General features: G+C 52.4%; 19 protein-coding genes. All 19 read left to right on the forward strand.

Annotated elements, in window-relative coordinates; translation table 11 throughout:
- Window positions 1-10 precede the first annotated feature (10 nt).
- The 19 genes from KNP02_RS05410 (at window position 11) to KNP02_RS05500 (ending at window position 18,453) form a co-directional block, all read left to right on the forward strand.
- Window positions 11-442, forward strand: coding sequence for a chemotaxis protein CheW (locus KNP02_RS05410; protein WP_034777232.1), 432 nt, complete (start codon window positions 11-13; stop codon window positions 440-442).
- Window positions 432-1,031: a chemotaxis protein CheC gene (locus tag KNP02_RS05415; protein ID WP_138859595.1), complete on the forward strand. Its 600-nt coding sequence runs from the start codon at window positions 432-434 to the stop codon at window positions 1,029-1,031. The genes KNP02_RS05410 and KNP02_RS05415 overlap by 11 nt, the downstream gene beginning before the upstream one ends.
- Window positions 1,024-1,509 (forward strand): chemotaxis protein CheD, encoded by a 486-nt coding sequence (locus KNP02_RS05420; protein WP_034777237.1) that lies wholly within the window; start codon window positions 1,024-1,026, stop codon window positions 1,507-1,509. The genes KNP02_RS05415 and KNP02_RS05420 overlap by 8 nt, the downstream gene beginning before the upstream one ends.
- Before the next feature lie 11 nt (window positions 1,510-1,520).
- Complete coding sequence (locus KNP02_RS05425) at window positions 1,521-2,291, forward strand: FliA/WhiG family RNA polymerase sigma factor (RefSeq protein WP_034777239.1); 771 nt, start codon at window positions 1,521-1,523, stop codon at window positions 2,289-2,291.
- A gap of 13 nt (window positions 2,292-2,304) precedes the next feature.
- Window positions 2,305-2,673, forward strand: a complete 369-nt coding sequence (locus KNP02_RS05430) for a hypothetical protein (protein WP_138859593.1) — start codon at window positions 2,305-2,307, stop codon at window positions 2,671-2,673.
- A 152-nt stretch (window positions 2,674-2,825) separates the two neighbouring features.
- Entirely contained in the window at window positions 2,826-3,566 is a 741-nt protein-coding gene (rpsB, locus tag KNP02_RS05435; RefSeq protein WP_021067146.1) for a 30S ribosomal protein S2, read from the forward strand.
- Window positions 3,567-3,683: 117 nt separating this feature from the next.
- Window positions 3,684-4,565 carry a translation elongation factor Ts gene (gene tsf / locus KNP02_RS05440; RefSeq protein WP_138859592.1) on the forward strand — a complete coding sequence of 294 codons (882 nt, stop codon included), beginning with the start codon at window positions 3,684-3,686 and terminating at the stop codon, window positions 4,563-4,565.
- 108 nt (window positions 4,566-4,673) lie between these two features.
- Window positions 4,674-5,399, forward strand: a complete 726-nt coding sequence (gene pyrH / locus KNP02_RS05445; protein WP_034777246.1) for a UMP kinase — start codon at window positions 4,674-4,676, stop codon at window positions 5,397-5,399.
- Window positions 5,396-5,956, forward strand: a complete 561-nt coding sequence (frr, locus tag KNP02_RS05450) for a ribosome recycling factor (RefSeq protein ID WP_034777248.1) — start codon at window positions 5,396-5,398, stop codon at window positions 5,954-5,956. Before pyrH ends, frr begins: the two co-directional genes overlap by 4 nt.
- A gap of 83 nt (window positions 5,957-6,039) precedes the next feature.
- Complete coding sequence (locus KNP02_RS05455) at window positions 6,040-6,777, forward strand: undecaprenyl pyrophosphate synthase (protein WP_034777251.1); 738 nt, start codon at window positions 6,040-6,042, stop codon at window positions 6,775-6,777.
- 1 nt (window position 6,778) lies between these two features.
- Window positions 6,779-7,576: a phosphatidate cytidylyltransferase gene (locus KNP02_RS05460; RefSeq protein ID WP_034777254.1), complete on the forward strand. Its 798-nt coding sequence runs from the start codon at window positions 6,779-6,781 to the stop codon at window positions 7,574-7,576.
- A gap of 12 nt (window positions 7,577-7,588) precedes the next feature.
- Window positions 7,589-8,734 carry a 1-deoxy-D-xylulose-5-phosphate reductoisomerase gene (gene dxr / locus KNP02_RS05465; protein WP_034777257.1) on the forward strand — a complete coding sequence of 382 codons (1,146 nt, stop codon included), beginning with the start codon at window positions 7,589-7,591 and terminating at the stop codon, window positions 8,732-8,734.
- Window positions 8,735-8,750: 16 nt separating this feature from the next.
- Window positions 8,751-10,001 carry an RIP metalloprotease RseP gene (gene rseP, locus KNP02_RS05470; RefSeq protein ID WP_138859588.1) on the forward strand — a complete coding sequence of 417 codons (1,251 nt, stop codon included), beginning with the start codon at window positions 8,751-8,753 and terminating at the stop codon, window positions 9,999-10,001.
- Between the two features lie 46 nt (window positions 10,002-10,047).
- Entirely contained in the window at window positions 10,048-11,748 is a 1,701-nt protein-coding gene (locus tag KNP02_RS05475; RefSeq protein WP_214707471.1) for a proline--tRNA ligase, read from the forward strand.
- A gap of 75 nt (window positions 11,749-11,823) precedes the next feature.
- Window positions 11,824-16,116, forward strand: a complete 4,293-nt coding sequence (locus KNP02_RS05480) for a PolC-type DNA polymerase III (protein ID WP_214707473.1) — start codon at window positions 11,824-11,826, stop codon at window positions 16,114-16,116.
- Between the two features lie 119 nt (window positions 16,117-16,235).
- Window positions 16,236-16,706, forward strand: a complete 471-nt coding sequence (gene rimP / locus KNP02_RS05485) for a ribosome maturation factor RimP (protein WP_034777274.1) — start codon at window positions 16,236-16,238, stop codon at window positions 16,704-16,706.
- 12 nt (window positions 16,707-16,718) lie between these two features.
- A complete protein-coding gene (gene nusA, locus KNP02_RS05490) occupies window positions 16,719-17,885 on the forward strand; it encodes a transcription termination factor NusA (RefSeq protein ID WP_114165576.1) in 1,167 nt (388 codons plus the stop codon).
- On the forward strand, window positions 17,882-18,160 hold the full coding sequence (rnpM, locus tag KNP02_RS05495; protein ID WP_165569410.1) for an RNase P modulator RnpM: 279 nt from the start codon (window positions 17,882-17,884) through the stop codon (window positions 18,158-18,160). The genes nusA and rnpM overlap by 4 nt, the downstream gene beginning before the upstream one ends.
- Entirely contained in the window at window positions 18,157-18,453 is a 297-nt protein-coding gene (locus tag KNP02_RS05500) for a YlxQ family RNA-binding protein (protein WP_021067159.1), read from the forward strand. Before rnpM ends, KNP02_RS05500 begins: the two co-directional genes overlap by 4 nt.
- The last annotated feature ends 21 nt before the right edge of the window (window positions 18,454-18,474 follow it).

Here is an 18,474-nt window from a genome sequence, read left to right on the forward strand (position 1 = left end):
AGGAAGAAGGATGGAACAAAAATGGGTAGTCTTTTCATTGGGATCGAACACATACGGAATCGATGTCCAGTCAGTTCGCTCGATTGAACGGGTACAACCGGTCACACGCGTCCCGAACGCACCGGCTCACGTCAAAGGTGTCATCAATCTGCGCGGGGTCGTCACACCGGTCATCGACCTTCGGCTCCGTCTCGGTTACGAGGCAGTCGAACCGACCGAAGAAACACGGATTTTGATCGCTTCACTCAATCAAGGCGATGCCGGCTTTATCGTCGACCGGGCCAACGAGGTCGTGGAAAGTGAAGACGTTCGCATCGAGCCGATTCCGGAGTCGAGCCGAGACATGTTGTCGGCTCACTTGACGGCGATCGCCAAGGGCGAGGACAAATTGTTCTCGCTCCTCGATGCCAACGCATTATTCGAGGAACAGCATGCTGAGTGAGTTCGAGCAAGATTTATTGAAAGAACTCGGCAATATCGGTTCTGGTCATGCCGCGACGGCATTGTCGACGCTCTTGGGCAAGCCGGTCACGATCACCGTCTCCTCGGCGGAGATGGAACCGATCACGTATTTGCCGGAACGCGTCGGCGGGCCGGAACGTCACGTGGCGTCCGTCTTGTTGGAGCTCGGTGGTGATATTAGCGGCATGATTCTCATCTTGTTTCCGGTCGATGATGCCGAAACAATGGTCGCTTCCCTCATCGGAAGCACGTTCTCGTTCCAAACGGCGGACGAGCTCGGCCAGTCGGCATGGGAAGAAATCGGAAACATCATGAGCGGGGCTTACGCCCGGGCACTCGGGGATTGGCTCGATACTCCAATCTCCATCCAAGTCCCGGCGACAGCGGTCGACATGGCGGGTTCGATCGTTGAATTCGTCGTCACGTCGGTCCAACCTGAGGAAGATGCGGCACTCTACATCGATACGACGTTCCGCATCGATGAGAAAGTAAGTGCTGGGCATGTGTTGTTCCTACCGACGCATGGCTCGCTCGAACGGATACAACAGCGGTTGATTGGCCATGGCTGAAGTCATCAAAATCGGCATCGCGGAATGGAAGCAGACGACCGCGCCGAACAAATTGCGAACGGCAGGACTCGGTTCGTGCGTCGGCGTCATCTTGTATGACGTCCGGCTCCAAATCGCGGCGATGGCCCATGTCATGTTGCCGGATTCGGCGATTGCCCGGAAACACCAAACGGTTGAAGTAGGAAAATATGCGGATACGGCCATCGATGCGCTCGTCGCTTCGTTGAAACGGGCCGGAGCGGGTCGGCTGCAAGCGAAGATGGCCGGCGGCGCCCAAATGTTTCAATTCAAGTATGAGAACGAGGCGATGCGGATCGGTGAACGAAACGCCGAAGCCGTGCGCAACGCACTGAAAGCGCACCGTATCCCGCTCATCGCAGAAGACTGTGGCGGGCATAACGGACGGACGATCGAATTTGATGTGGCGACTTGCGTCCTATCGATTCGAACGGTCAGCGTAGGAACTAAGGAAATCTAGGGGGGATCGACATGACGACTCAGCTTACCGAGTTGTGGGATCGTTGGAACACTGACCGCGATATGGATACAGCGAATGAACTATTGGCGCACTACGAGTTCCTCATCCATTATCACGTGCAACGAATGATCGTGACGCTCCCGAAGAGCGTCGAACGCGACGAATTGAAAAGTTTGGGTTACATGGGATTGTACGATGCCCTCATGAAATATGATCCAGAACACAACAACAAGTTTGACACGTACGCGGCGTTTCGGATACGTGGCGCCATCATCGATGGGCTGCGGAAAATCGATTGGTTACCGCGTTCGGTGCGCGAACGCGTAAAAAAAATTGATCACATCGCCGAACAACTCGAGCAGAAGTTGCACCGGGCCCCGACGAAAGAAGAACTCGCGAGCGCCTGCGAACTACCGGTGTCGGAAATCGAGAAGGCGATGGCGGAAGGGTACTTCGCGAACATGTTGTCGATCGATGAAGCGGTGACGCTTCAAGAAGAAGGCAAGGTCATGTCCGTCACGTATTTCGACCCTGACTCTGAGAAACCGGAGGATACGCTATTGCAGCGCGAGCTGCTCGACGTGCTGACGACCGAAATCGAGCACTTGTCCGAGAAAGAACGTCTCGTCGTCTCGTTGTTCTACTTCGACGAGTTGACGTTGACCGAGATTGGCGAAGTGTTGGAACTGTCGACGTCACGTATCTCCCAAATCCATTCCAAGGCGTTAAAGACGTTAAAGCTTGCACTTGGACGTTCGTATTTAGAAGAAAAGACATCGTGAAGGAGGGATGGAGATGACCATCGTATATATCGCAATCGCCTGTATCGTCGCTTACGGACTGCTGATCTTATTTCGTCAAGTCCAGGCGTTGACCGCTCGCGTCACGCAACTCGAGCACGAGAAACGTGAGACCGAGGCCCTCCTGTTGTCGTTCATGGAATCGATGAACGATGTCGTGAAACAACCAGCGTCCTCAAACGAAGAGGTTGCAGGTGCTCAGTCGATCCATGCGGAGCCAAAGCGAGAGACATCGGACGACGATACGCAATCAGCCCCGCACGTGGAGGATGTGTTATTGCACCATTCGGTCCGGGAGACGGCCCGACTCCTTGGAAAAGGCGAAGGAGAAGTCGCCTTATATGCCAAACTTCGTAAAAAGTGAGAGTTGCCGGATTGGCGGACATATGCTATAGTATTTTTTGGTGTTAAACACATCACACACGTCTCGGGATGGTATTCCTCGGTGCCGAAAGGTCGGAATACAACGATGAACGAGGCGGAGGACTTTTTTAAACCACAAGGAGGAAATTTATCATGGCAGTAATTTCAATGAAGCAATTGCTCGAAGCTGGTGTACACTTCGGTCACCAGACACGCCGTTGGAACCCAAAAATGGCGAAATACATCTTCACGGAGCGTAACGGCATCTACATCATCGACCTTCAAAAAACGGTCAAAAAAGTAGACGAGGCGTACAACTTCGTTCGTGAACTCGCGGCAGAAGGCGGAAACGTCCTCTTCGTAGGTACGAAAAAACAAGCTCAAGACACAATCAAAGAAGAAGCACTCCGTTCAGGTATGTACTTCATCAATGAGCGTTGGTTGGGTGGAACACTCACAAACTTCTCAACAATCAAAAAACGTATCAACCGTTTGAAGCAGCTTGAGAAAATGGAAGCTGACGGTACGTTCGAAGTACTTCCTAAGAAAGAAGTCATCATCTTGAAAAAAGAAATGACACGTCTTGAGAAGTTCCTCGGCGGAATCAAGGACATGCCAGGTGTTCCTGATGCCCTCTTCATCGTTGACCCACGTAAAGAGCGGATCGCGATTGCAGAAGCTCACAAATTGAACATCCCAATCGTTGCGATTGTCGACACAAACTGTGACCCAGACGAAATCGACTACGTCATCCCAGCGAACGACGATGCGATTCGTGCGGTTAAATTGCTCACTTCGAAGATGGCAGATGCAATCATCGAAGCGAAACAAGGCGAAGAAGAAGTAGCTGAAGAAGCGGTAGCTCCAGAAGCTGAAGCGACAGAAGCTGAGTAATCAGTCAGACAACAGGTGATAAAGGGAAAGCCTTTTATCACCTTTTTTTAGGACACGTATATAAAGCCTTAGTGCTTTTTCTTAAAAATTCGTAAGTTTTACAAGGAGGAATTTCCGATGGCAGTTACAGCAGCAATGGTAAAAGAACTTCGTGAAAAAACAGGCGCAGGTATGCTCGATTGCAAAAAAGCACTCACTGAAACAAACGGTGACATGCAAGCAGCAATCGACTTCCTTCGTGAAAAAGGGATCGCGAAAGCAGCAGCTAAAGGCGACCGTATCGCAGCAGAAGGTTTGACGGCAGTAGCGGTTGAAGGCAACAAAGCTACGCTCGTCGAAGTTAACTCAGAAACAGACTTCGTTGCGAAAAACGAGAAGTTCCAAACACTCGTTTCAGACGTAGCAAAAGCTGTTCTTACTTCAGGCGCAACGACAGTTGAAGCGGCACTCGCTTCTGAATTCGTAGCTGGTAAAACGCTTGAAACACACATTCAAGAAGAAGCTTCGACAATCGGAGAGAAAATCTCACTCCGTCGCATCGCTGTCCTTGAAAAAGCGGACGATGCAGTCTTCGGCACGTACCTCCACATGGGCGGCCGCATCGGTTCAGTCGTTGTCCTCGACGGTACAACAGACGAAACAGTTGCAAAAGACGTAGCTATGCACGTTGCAGCAGCACGCCCACTTTACGCGACACGCGACGAAGTATCGGCTGAAGAAGCAGATCGTGAGAAGAAAGTCTTGACTGAGCAAGCCCTCAACGAAGGCAAGCCTGCCAACATCGTCGAGAAGATGATTGCGGGACGTATGAACAAGTACTTCGAGGAAATCTGCCTCGTCGACCAAACATTCGTTAAAGACGCTGACTTCAAAGTTGGGAAATACGTAGAGTCTAAAGGCGGCCGTATCAACTCATTCGTACGTTACGAAGTTGGAGAAGGTATGGAAAAACGCGAAGAAAACTTTGCTGAAGAAGTAATGAACCAACTTAAAAAATAATCTGCATCATTCACATGGTGCTATCAAAATTGGGAACACGTCTGTATAACCTTGAGTTAGTTCGTTAAGGGAGCGTGTTCCCTTTTTTCAAGCAAGAGGAGGCAAAGTATGGAACCGAAATATAAGCGAATTGTGTTAAAATTGAGTGGGGAAGCGCTCGCTGGAGATCAAGGGTACGGGATCGACCCGGCCATCGTCAATTCGATCTCTGGGCAAATTAAAGAATTGGTCGCCATGGGCGTCGAAGTTGCCGTCGTCGTAGGCGCCGGGAACATCTGGCGCGGCAAGACCGGTAGCGAGCTCGGCATGGACCGAGCGAATGCGGATTACATGGGCATGCTCGCCACGGTATTGAACTCGCTCGCGCTACAAGATAGCCTTGAAACGAACGGTGTCCAAACACGCGTCCAAACCTCAATCGAAATGCGCCAAGTGGCTGAACCGTACATTCGTCGCCGGGCGATGCGTCACCTTGAAAAAGGTCGCGTCGTCATCTTCGCGGCAGGGACGGGGAACCCGTACTTCTCGACAGACACGACAGCGGCACTCCGCGCAGCGGAGATTGAAGCTGACGTCATCTTGATGGGAAAAAACAACGTCGACGGCGTCTATTCGGCCGATCCGAAACTCGTTCCGGATGCAGTCAAATACGACACGCTCACGTACTTGGACGTCTTAAAGGACGGTCTCCAAGTGATGGATTCGACAGCCACGTCACTATGTATGGACAACCATATCCCACTGATTGTATTCTCATTGCTTGAAGAAGGAAACATCAAACGTGTCGTACTCGGGGAACATATCGGGACGGTAGTAGGAGGAATCAATTCATGAGTGTAAATGACGTATTGAAAACTGCTGAAGAGAAAATGGAGAAAGCCGTTTCCGCGCTGAAGCGTGACTTCGGGACACTTCGGACGGGCCGCGCGAGCGCGTCGATCTTGGACCCGGTTCAAGTCGATTACTACGGTGTACCGACACCGCTCAATCAAGTAGCGAACATCAATACACCGGAAGCACGCCTTCTCTTGATTCAACCATGGGACAAGTCGATGGTGTCTGACGTTGAAAAAGCGATCCAAAAAGCCGACCTTGGTCTCTCGCCGTCGTCGGACGGGACCGTCATTCGTCTCGCCATCCCAGCTTTGACGGAAGAGCGTCGCAAAGAGCTCGTGAAAGTGACGAAGAAATATGCGGAAGAAGCGAAAGTTGCTGTCCGTAACGTTCGTCGTGACGCCAACGAAAACTTGAAGAAGCTTGAAAAAGATGGGGACTTGACTGAGGACGACCTTCGCGGTTATGCGGATGACGTTCAATCGTTAACGGATTCGTATATCAAAAAGATTGATGAATCTGCAGCGACGAAAGAAAAAGAAATCATGGAAGTGTAATCACGGAAGTGGTATACCAAAAAGCTGTGTGGGGACCCTTTTACTGAGAGGGTCCCTCTTTCATACAATCAGGAGGATAGAGTATGTTTAAATGGGTGAATCCTAAAACGAAGACCGAGGCGGAACTGAGCATCCCCGAACACGTCGCCATCATTATGGACGGCAACGGCCGTTGGGCGAAAAAGCGTGGACTCCCTCGCATCATGGGTCACCGGGAAGGGATGAAATCGGTCCGGGAAGCGGTTCGCACCGCCCAAGAACTCGGGATCCGTTCGTTGACGCTCTATGCGTTCTCGACGGAGAACTGGACGCGTCCGGAAGAAGAAGTCAACTTCTTGATGAAATTGCCGAAACAATTTTTAGAGACGGACTTAAAAGAACTGGACGAACAAAACGTTCGCGTCCTCGTCGCAGGTGATGTGTCAAAATTACCGCGCGGCACGCGGGATGCAGTCGATGAGGCTCGTACGCGCACGGCGACGAACACAGGTCTGGATCTCGTCTTTGCCTTAAACTATGGTGGCCGCGACGAGCTCGTACAAGCGATGCGCCATATCGCCAGCGATGTAGCGGCAGGGAAGATTCAACCGGACGACATCGATGACGCCATGATCGGACAGCGTCTCATGACAAATATGCAAGACGTCGATTTGATTATCCGGACGAGCGGGGAACAGCGTCTCTCGAACTTCTTGCTCTGGCAAGGGGCGTACGCTGAACTCCATTTCACAGACGTGTTATGGCCTGAGTTCAAACGAGACCACTTCGTCGAGGCGATCGAAGCGTATAACGCGCGGACGCGCCGGTTTGGTGGGGTGTGACATGAAGACTCGAATTATTACCGGTCTTTGGGCCGGTGCCATTTTTGTCAGCTTGATCGCCCTCGGGGGCAGTCCGTTCGTCATCTTGATGGGTGTGCTCGCCTTGATTGGACTGAGCGAGTTCACGATGATGCGCAATCACAAGTTGACGGCGTTTCCGTTCCTTGTGACGTCGCTCCTTGTAGCCTTCCCGTTCGTATTGATGTTGCTTGAGCGACAGCTTGTCATGGGCGAGATGCCGATGTCGACGAATCAATGGATGGTGCTCGGTTTAATGCTCCTCCTGTTTTGGACGGTCGTCACAAAAAACCGTTTCACGTATGAAGACGCGAGTTTTTATTTTGTATCTGCTGTCTATCTCGTCATCGGTTTCTCTAGTTTTGCGCTCGTCCGTCTTTCAGAGGATGGGCTCGTCAAAGTACTTCTCGTCCTGTTCATGATTTGGGCGACGGACTCGGGTGCTTACTTCACGGGCAAAGCAATCGGTAAGACAAAACTGTGGCCCTCAATCAGTCCGAACAAGACGATTGAAGGGGCGGTCGGTGGGATCATCTCGTCTATCGTCGTCGGTCTCGTCTACGTCCTCGTCGAACCGGTGTTGCCGATTCTCGAAGTATTGGTGCTCGCGGTCGTCGTATCCGTCGTCGGGCAACTCGGGGACTTGGTGCAGTCGGCGTATAAACGTCAATTCAACGTAAAAGATTCGGGTCATCTGTTACCGGGACACGGTGGCATTTTGGACCGCTTTGATAGTATGATCGCGGTATTCACCGTCATCTGGGTATTTAATTTGTTATAAAGGAGTGTCAAGATGAAGCGAATCAGCTTAATCGGGGCGACTGGTTCGATTGGCGTACAGACATGTGACGTCATCGAACAGCACCCCGACTTGTTTGAACTTGAGGCCTATGCCTTCGGAACGAATGTAGATGTGGCCGAGGAATGGATCAACCGCCTGCGGCCGAAATACGTGTCCGCCAAAGACATCGAAGTGCTCGAACAACTCAAACCACGACTTACATACGAACCACTCTTTTTTATCGGACTTGAAGGGTTGATCGAATGTGCGACCGCAGAGCGGGCTGACATCGTCGTCACAGCCGTCGTCGGGGCTGTCGGTCTTGAGCCGACGCTCGCTGCCATCGAGGCAGGTAAAGACATCGCTTTGGCGAACAAGGAGACGCTCGTCACGGCGGGCCATCTCGTCACGGCAGCCGTCAAGAAGCATGGGGTCAGCCTGCTTCCAGTCGATAGTGAACATTCAGCCATCTATCAATGTTTGAACGGTGAACGCCGAGAGGACGTCTCGAAAATCATCTTAACGGCATCAGGCGGGAGTTTCCGTGACAAGTCGCGGGATGAATTAGACGGCGTGACCGTCGCAGAGGCGCTCGCACATCCAAACTGGTCGATGGGGGCGAAAATCACAATCGATTCGGCGACGATGTTCAATAAAGGACTCGAAGTCATCGAAGCTCACTGGTTGTTCGATATCGATTATAATGATATTGAAGTGGTGCTTCATCGTGAGTCCATCATCCACTCGATGGTCGAATTCAAAGACGCCGCCGTCATGGCGCAGCTTGGAAATCCGGATATGCGTGGACCGATCCTCTATGCGCTCTCAGGCCCGAAACGTCTTGAAATCGACGGGAACAAGCGGTTAAACTTGAGAGAAATCGGAACGCTTCACTTCGCAGAAGCCGACTTGACGCGTTATCCGGCCTTACGCCTCGCGTATGAGGCCGGACGCGCCGGTGGTTCGATGCCGACGGTGCTTAATGCGGCCAACGAGGCGGCTGTCGAGCTGTTCTTGAACGGGGAGATCGCTTTCCTCGATATCGAACGGATCGTTGAACAAGCGATGGAGACACATACGGTAATTGCAGAACCGACGCTCGAACAGATCCTTCAAGTCGACCGAGCGGTTCGAGAACAAATTCAGCAAGGAAAGTGAAGGTGGGGAATAGACAATGACGACTTTTATCGCCATCGTTTTGATGTTTGGGGTACTCATATCGGTTCATGAATGGGGACACCTCGTCATGGCGAAACGGGCAGGGATTCTCTGTCATGAATTTGCAATCGGGTTTGGACCGAAAATCCTCTCGTTCAGAAAGAATGAGACGCTGTATACGATTCGCTTATTGCCAATCGGTGGGTATGTCAAAATGGCAGGAGAAGATTTTGAGCCGATCGAAGTGAAAGCCGGTCAACACGTCGGGTTACGCCTGACGAACGCCGGCACGGTCGATCGTGTCTACTTCCAGCCGGACCAGGCAAAAGACGTGCACGTCGTCGGGACGGTCGACAAGTTCGATTCGATTCGCGAATTGAAGATCCAGTTGCTCGTCGATGATGAGGTCCGTGTCTATTCACTTGAACGGGACACGCTTCTCGTCGACCAAGGCATGGAAATTCAAATTGCCCCATACGACCGCACGTTCGGAGCTCAATCGGTATGGAAACGTGTGCTCGCGATTGCAGCCGGCCCAGCGATGAACTTCGTCCTTGCCTTCATCTTGCTTGTCATCGTCGGTCTCGTCCAAGGGACACCAACGGACGATGGACGAATCGGTACGGTGCAGCCAGATTCGGCTGCTGATCAAGCAGGTCTTATGGCGGGAGATGAAATTGTCTCCATCGAAGGCGAGACGATTGATGACTGGCTCGACCTTCGGACTGTGCTTGCCGACCGGGCTGACACGCCAACGGAAGTGACGTATATTCGGGATGATGCAGAACAAACGGTGACGCTCACGCCGCAAGCGGTCGAACAAAACGGCGAGACGGTCGGGATATTGGGCGTGACGAACGCGCTCGAGCGTTCACCGACGAAAGCCTTCACGACTGGGGCTGAGACGACGTGGACGATGTCGACGCTCATCTTTTCCGCGGTCGGTGATTTGGTTACCGGTCAAGTCGGCGTCGACCAATTGGCCGGACCGGTCGGGATTGTCCGCATGACCGATGAAGTGGCGGCGAGCGGGCTCATCATGCTCCTCAACTGGACGGCACTTTTATCAGTCAACTTGGCCATCTTTAACTTGTTGCCGCTCCCGGCACTTGATGGAGGACGACTCATCTTCCTCTTGTTCGAAGCGGTGCGCGGACGGCCGATCGATCCGAAAAAGGAAGGCTTCGTCCACTTTATCGGGTTCGCTTTGCTCATGCTCCTCATGTTGATCGTCACGTGGAATGATATTCAATCATTCTTTAAATAATAAAAGTAAGATCTAATCGGGTTATAGAAGGGAAACGTTGATACCTATGAAACAATCGAGACTGTTCATGCCTACGCTTAGAGAAGTGCCGGCCGACGCAGAAGCCGTCAGCCATCAACTCCTCGTCCGCGGGGGCTTCATGCGCCAAAACGCCGCTGGAATTTATTCGTATCTTCCACTCGGCCACCGCGTGTTACAAAAGATTCAAACGATCATCCGCGAAGAGATGAACCGGGCCGGTGCCCAAGAATTGCTCATGCCAGCGATTCAACCGGCGGAACTGTGGGAAGAGACGGGTCGCTGGGGTATTTATGGTCCTGAACTTATGCGATTGACCGATCGTCACGATCGTCGCTTCGCCCTCGGTGCGACGCACGAGGAACTCATCACGTCGATCGTGCGCGATGAACTCAACTCCTACAAAAAGTTACCGGTCAACTTGTATCAGATTCAAACGAAATATCGCGACGAGCGTCGTCCACGTTTCGGACTGCTCCGGGGTCGTGAGTTCTTGATGAAAGATTCGTATTCGTTCCACGCCACACAAGATGACTTGGACGACGAATACAAGAACATGTATAACGCCTATTCCAACATCTTTGACCGCATCGGTTTAAAATATCGCCCGGTCGTAGCTGACTCGGGTGCCATCGGCGGGAAAGACACGCACGAATTCCAAGCGCTTGCCGATATCGGGGAAGACACGATTGTCTATACGGACACGTCGAACTACGCCGCCAATATCGAGATGGCAGAAACGCTCGACCGCTATGACATGCAAGCGGCCGAAGTGCTTGCCCTCGACAAGGTCGACACGAAAGACAATAAGACGATTGAAGATGTGGCGCGCTTCTTGAACGTCGACACGAAGACGACGATCAAGTCGGTCCTCTTCAACGTCGATGGCGAGACGGTCATGGCCATCGTTCGAGGTGATCACGAGGCGAACGACGTCAAAGTGAAGAACGCCCTCGGCGGACTCGACATCCAAATGGAAGAAGAAGCGACGATCATCGACTTGTTCGGCTGTGAGCCGGGCACGCTCGGACCGATTCATGCACCGGTCAAAGTCGTGGCCGATTACGCCGTCAAATATTTGGTCGACGCGGTATGTGGCGCCAACGAGGCGAACACCCATTATACGCACGTCAACGCCGAACGCGACTTGTCGCATTTGACGTATCATGACCTCCGTTTCGTCGTCGAAGGCGACATGGCACCTGACGAGTCGGGTCCGGTCCGCTTCGCTCGCGGGATTGAAGTCGGGCAAGTGTTCAAGCTCGGCACGCGCTATTCAGAAGCGATGGGTGCGACGTTCTTGAACGAAGAAGGTCGGGCCGAACCGCTCATTATGGGTTGCTACGGCATCGGCGTCTCACGCACATTGTCGGCCGTCATCGAGCAACATCATGACGATTGCGGTATCGTCTGGCCGAAGAGCCTCGCTCCGTTCGATGTGCACTTGATTGCCATCAACACGAAAGACGAAGCGCAAGTCGAACTCGCGAACCGTTTATATGATGAGCTGTCATCGACGTACGATGTGTTGTATGATGACCGTAAAGAACGGGCTGGCGTCAAGTTCGCCGATGCTGATTTGATCGGTCTTCCGATTCGTATCAACGTCGGGAAAAAAGCGAGCGAAGGTATCGTCGAAGTGAAAGTACGTGCCACTGGCGAAGTCCTTGAGACGACGGTAGATGAGTTGCCACGTGTGATCACGGCGCAACTGAACGAGGCAAAATGATCGATGAAGGTGACGGTTTCTTGCCGTCACCTTCATTTTTCGACATCGAATGATAAAAGGGGGGACTTCTTACCCGTGGAAGCTAATCAAAAAATGCAATTGCTCTTGACCGATCTCGGCATCACGACCGAGACGGAACAATTCGACGATGCGGAATTGACGCGACTTGTCGTCAACAAGCAGCGCCGGACGTGGACGTTTTATTTCCAGTTGCAGCGCGTGTTGCCGTACGAGGTGTATCAACTGTTCATGAGCCGAATCGAGAGCCGGTACGCGACGTTCGCTGACGAGGTGTACGCGCGTTTCACGACGACCTCAGGCGGTGCCGAACAGGATTATATCGACTATTGGCCGCGTATCGTCAGTGAACTCAGCCAAGTGTCGGGTGCGATGCGCAGTTATTTCGCATCGGTCTCACCACGCTTTGAGCAGAACAAATTGCTCATCCCGGTGCGCTCGGCCCCTGAGGCGAACTATGTCGATAAAGAGTTATGTCAAGAAGTCCAAGCGCTCTATAGCGCCTACGGCTTTATGAAGAAACCTTGCCAAGCGCTGTTCTCGGAGAATGAAGAAGCAAACCAAGCGCTCCGTGAACAAGTCGTGCAAGAAGATTTGGAACAAGCGAAGCTCGCGCTCGCAGCGCAATTCGCGAAGGCGACCGAGACGAACGACGAACCGGTCACCGAGGTACGGATGGGCGCCTTGATCAAAGACGAGATCGTCCCGATCAAGACGATCATCGAAGAAGAACGACGCGTCGCCATCCGTGGCCTCGTCTTCTCGGCCGAACGGAAAGAACTGAAGAGCGGGAAGAAACTGTTCACGTTCAAGATGACGGACTATACCGATTCACTCATCGTCAAAGTGTTCGCACGCGATGACGATGATGACCGGATGCTCAGCGCCGTCAAAAAAGGCATGTGGATCCAAGCGGCTGGCCGGGTCGAGGATGACAGCTTCATGCGCGAACTGTGCATGATGGCATCGCAACTGCAAGAAGTGAAAGTCGAACCGGCCCGTGACGAGTGGGCCGGTGAGAAACGCGTCGAATTACACGCGCATACGCAAATGAGCCAGATGGACGCGGTCACGAACGTATCGGCGCTCGTCGCCCGGGCGGCCAAATGGGGCCATCGCGCCATCGCCATCACCGATCACGCCGGCGTCCAGTCGTTCCCGGAAGCCTATTACGCCGGGAAAAAGAATGACATCAAAGTGCTGTTCGGGGTCGAGGCGAACGTCGTCAATGACGGCGTGCCGGTCGCGTATCACCCGACCGATGTCCCGCTCGATGATGCGACATATGTCGTCTTCGACGTCGAGACGACCGGACTTTCGGCCGTCTACAACAAAATCATCGAACTCGCCGGTGTCAAAATTAAAGACGGTGAAATCATCGACCGGTTCGAGGCGTTCGCCGATCCGAAACATCCGCTCTCGGCTACGACGATCGAGCTGACGGGCATCACGGACGACATGGTCCATGGCCAGCCCGATCCCGAAGTCATCGCCAAACAGTTCGTCGACTGGTGCGGGGACGGCATCCTCGTCGCCCATAACGCATCGTTCGATATGGGCTTCTTAGAAGCGACGCTTCGGAGCGGGGGGCACGAGCCGGATGACTATCCCGTCATCGACACGCTCGAACTCGCCCGGACGATTTTACCGACGCTCAAAAACCACCGCCTCAACACGCTCGCGAAGCGATTCGATATCGAGTTGACCCAGCATCACCGGGCCATCTATGATGCGGAGGCGACGGCGTACTTGCTCATGAAACTGCTCGAACTCGCCAAACAGATGTTTGAGATGCAGACGCATCGCTCACTGAACGCGAAAGTCGGAAGCGACGTCTCGAAAATCCGTCCGTTCCATGCGACGATTTATGCGAAAACGAAAAAACCGGGACTTCGTCACTTATACGAACTAATCTCGTTGTCCCACATCGATTACTTGTTCCGGATGGCACGCATGCCGCGCTCGGAAATCGTGAAGCGTCGTGAAGGACTCCTCATCGGTTCGGCGTGTGACAACGGTGAAATTTTTGACGCCGCCCTGAACAAGTCAGACGAAGAGCTTGAGAAGATGATGGCGTTCTACGACTTCATCGAGATTCATCCCCCGGCGCTCTATATGCATTTGATTGATAAAGAGATCGTCGCCAACGAGCTCGAGTTACGGGAAATCATTAAGCGGATCATTCGCGTCGCCGGACAGGCCGGCCTGCCGGTATGTGCGACCGGAAACGTTCATTACCTTGACCGGACAGACCGCTCGTACCGAGAGATCTTGATTCGGACGCAAGGTGGTGCCAACTTCATCAACACGCGGAAAGAACTCCCGCACGCCCATTTCCGGACGACGAAAGAGATGATGGAAGAGTTCAAGTTCCTCGGGGACGAACTCGCCCGCGAAATCGTTATCACGAACCCGAATGCGATCGCCGATCAAATCGAGTCGATTCAAATCATTCCGGACGATTTGTACACGCCGAAGATTGAAGGCGCAGACGATGAGGTGCGGAACATGAGTTACGACATGGCCCGTTCGATTTACGGAGAACAACTGCCGGAAATCGTCGAGGCCCGGCTCGAGAAAGAGCTGAAATCGATTATCGGACACGGCTTTGCGGTCATCTATTTGATTTCGCATAAGCTCGTTAAGAAATCACTCGACGACGGCTATCTCGTCGGTTCACGTGGTTCGGTCGGCTCGAGTTTCGTTGCGACGATGACTGAAATCACCGAGGTCAACCCGTTGCCGCCGCATTACGTCTGTCCGAAGTGTCAACATTCCCACTTCTTCGACGACGGATCGGTCGGGTCCGGGTATGACCTTCCCGACAAGCAATGTCCGGAGTGTGGGACTTGGTATACGAAGGACGGGCACGATATCCCGTTCGAGACGTTCCTTGGTTTCAAAGGGGACAAAGTACCGGATATCGATTTGAACTTCTCGGGTGAATATCAACCACACGCCCACGCCTACACGAAAGTGTTGTTCGGTGAAGAGTATGTGTATCGTGCCGGTACAATCGGGACGATTGCCGATAAGACGGCGTATGGATATGTGAAAGGTTATGCGACCGAGAACGATAAAATTTATCGGAACGCCGAAGTCGATCGGCTCGTCTCGGGCGTCACCGGCGTCAAACGGACGTCGGGACAACACCCGGGGGGGATTATCGTCGTCCCGGATTATATGGACATCGCCGAAATTTCGCCAATCCAATATCCGGCCGATGATAAGTCATCCGAGTGGAAAACGACCCACTTTGACTTCCACTCGATTCATGACAACTTGCTCAAACTCGATATTCTCGGTCACGATGACCCGACCGCGATCCGCATGCTGCAAGATTTATCGGGCATTGATCCGAAGACGATTCCGACAGACGATCCGACGGTCATGAAAATCTTTTCATCGCCGGAAGTACTCGGTGTCACGCCGGAGCAAATCGAATCGAAGACGGGTACGCTAGGGATTCCAGAGTTCGGGACGAAGTTCGTCCGGCAGATGCTCGAAGAGACGAAACCGTCGACGTTCTCCGAACTCGTTCAAATTTCGGGACTGTCTCACGGGACAGATGTCTGGATTGGGAACGCGAACGAACTCATCTATAACGGGACGTGTGAATTGAAAGACGTCATCGGGTGTCGTGATGACATCATGGTCTACTTGATTTATGCGGGCCTCGAACCGTCATTCGCCTTCAAAATCATGGAGTCGGTCCGAAAAGGGAAAGGTCTATCCGAAGACATGGAGACGGAGATGCGGGCCAACGATGTCCCGGAATGGTACATCTCGTCTTGTAAGAAGATCAAGTATATGTTCCCGAAAGCCCACGCCACGGCGTACGTGCTTATGGCCGTCCGGATTGCCTACTTCAAAGTGCATCATCCGATTTTGTATTACGCGACGTACTTCACGGTCCGGGCCGGCGACTTCGATTTGTCGGCCATGATCAAAGGGTCACAGGCCGTGCGTAAAGCGATGTCGGATATCCGTGAAAAAGGATTTGAAGCCACGGCGAAAGACAAAGGGCTTCACACCGTGCTCGAACTTGCGCTCGAGATGTTAGAGCGCGGCATGAAGTTCCAAAACATTGATTTGTATCGCTCGAGCGCGACCGAGTTCTTGATTGAAGGCAACACGCTCATCCCACCGTTCAATGCGGTCGATGGCCTCGGAACGAACGCGGCGAAAGCGATTGTCGAGGCGCGCGCCGAAGGACAGTTTTTATCGAAAGAAGACTTGCGCAAACGGGCCAAGTTGTCGAAGACGATTGTCGAGACGCTCGATACGATGAAATGTCTCGAAGGCCTCCCGGATGAGAACCAACTCTCGTTCTTTGATTTTGGGGTGTAAGTTGCGAAAAACCGGGAAAATATGATATATTGGTATCGAACAATGTTGGATACTACGACGGAAAGGAGTAGGGAACCCTACTCCTTTCTTGTATGTAAAAGCCAGAAGGAGGGATGAGAGTGTCCAAAATAACAGAAGTCGTCGAAGCGATCGCGTTGCCGATCGTGGAGCGTGAGAACATGGAATTGGTCGATGTCGAATTCGTGAAAGAAGGGCCAGATTGGTTCTTGCGCGTCTATATCGACAAGCCGGGGGGCGTCGATTTAGATGATTGCGTCAACATCAACGAACAACTCTCGGAAAAACTAAACGATAGCGATCCGATCGAACAAGCCTATTATCTTGACGTCTCGAGTCCCGGTGCCGAGCGACCACTGAAAAAGCCGACCGACTTTGAACGTGCGATTGGGAAGAACGTCTATATCAAGACGTTTGCCCCGATTGAAGGTGCCAAAGAGTTCGAAGGCATTTTGACGGAATATGACGGCGAGACTGCCGTCGTCGAGACGCGCATCAAGACAAGAAAAAAAGCGATATCGCTACCGGTAGACAAAATTGCACAAGCCCGCCTAGCGGTCACGTTTAGTTAAGGAGAGGTAAAGATGGGGCCACAATTACTCACAACAATCGAACAGATTGCTAACGAAAAAGGAATCGAGAAGGAGATTATCATCGATGCACTTGAGCAGGCGCTCATTTCGGCATATCGTCGAAACGTCGCCAACCCGAATGAAAACGTAAAAGTTGAATTCGACCAAGTGACCGGTGATATTCGTGTCTTCGCACTTCTCGAAGTCGTTGAACGTCTCTCGCATCCCGAGCAACAATTGTCGCTCGAAGAAGCGCATGAGATTGACCCGAACTATGAGTTAGGGGACTTCCATAAAGAAGAAGTCACACCGAGCGACTTCGGTCGCGTCGCGGCGATGACAGCCAAACAAGTCGTCACGCAAAAGATGCGGGAAGCCGAGCGCGAGCGCATCTATAACCACTTCGTCGATAAAGAAGACGAGATCATGACGGGGATTGTGGAACGGTTCGACCCACGCAACTTGTATATCGGTCTTGAAAACAATATCGAAGCGGTGCTCACACCGAACGAGCAGATGCCAAATGAATCGTACCAGATTCATGACCGCATCAAGGTGTATGTCACAAAAGTCGATTCGACGACGAAAGGGTCTGGCGCAGCCATTCAAGTCTCGCGGACGCATCCAGGTCTGTTGCGTCGTCTGTTCGAGCTCGAAGTGCCAGAAATCGCGAGCGGAACGGTCGACGTCATGTCGGTCTCACGCGAAGCGGGTGATCGCTCGAAGATTGCTGTCCATTCAGACATCGTCGATCCAGTCGGCGCTTGTGTCGGTCCGAAAGGGCAACGTGTCCAAACAATCGTCGATGAGCTCAACGGTGAGAAAATCGATATCGTTCGTTGGTCGAACGACCCGAAAGAGTTCGTGAAAAACGCACTCAGCCCGGCTCAAGTCGTTGACGTGTACGTCAATGAACCAAATAAATCGACGACGGTCGTCGTGCCAGACTATCAATTGTCACTCGCCATCGGGAAACGCGGTCAAAACGCCCGTCTTGCCGCTAAGTTGACGGGATGGAAAATTGATATTAAGAGTGAGACCGATGCAGAAGGCATGGACTTGTATGATACGTACGCCGAAAAAGTTGAACCGGAGCCAGAAATTGTTCACAATGAAGTGGAACAGACTGACTCGGTTGACGTCGCCCTCGAGCCGACAACGGTGAAAGAAGAGGAATGACCATGAAGCAAAAGAAACTTCCTTTGCGCAAATGTGTGGTCACGCAAGAAATGTTACCGAAACAAGCGTTGATTCGTGTCGTTCGGACGCCGGAAGGTGACGTCGTCATCGATACGTCCGGTAAATTGAACGGACGTGGAGCGTATTTGTCGAAAGATGCGGATGTGATTCGTTTAGCAGAGAAAAAACGGACACTCGATCATCATTTAAAAGTCAAGACGAGTGACGCGCTTTATGAGCAGCTGCTTCAAGCTGTCACAGGAGCCGAATCATGAGTCAGTGGGAATCATTGTTAGGCCTTGCCGCACGTGCGAGGAAAGTAACGATGGGAGAAGAGTTTGTGTTGAAGGATGTGCGAGCTGGCCGAGCCAAGCTTGTCATCCTTGCCGGAGATGCAGGAGCGTCTACGAGAAAACGGGTTACCGACAAGTGTACATCGTATGGTGTTCCATTGATTGAAGTGAGCGACCGATATACGATCGGGGCTGCTTTAGGTAAAGACATGCGAGTCGTCGTGTCTGTGACAGAATCCGGATTTGCGAACAAGCTTAAGCAACTTCTCTCTTAACTATTAACGGAGGTGGATGCT

This window comes from Exiguobacterium sp. s40 (assembly GCF_018617905.1).
Lineage (GTDB): Bacteria > Bacillota > Bacilli > Exiguobacteriales > Exiguobacteriaceae > Exiguobacterium > Exiguobacterium mexicanum_A.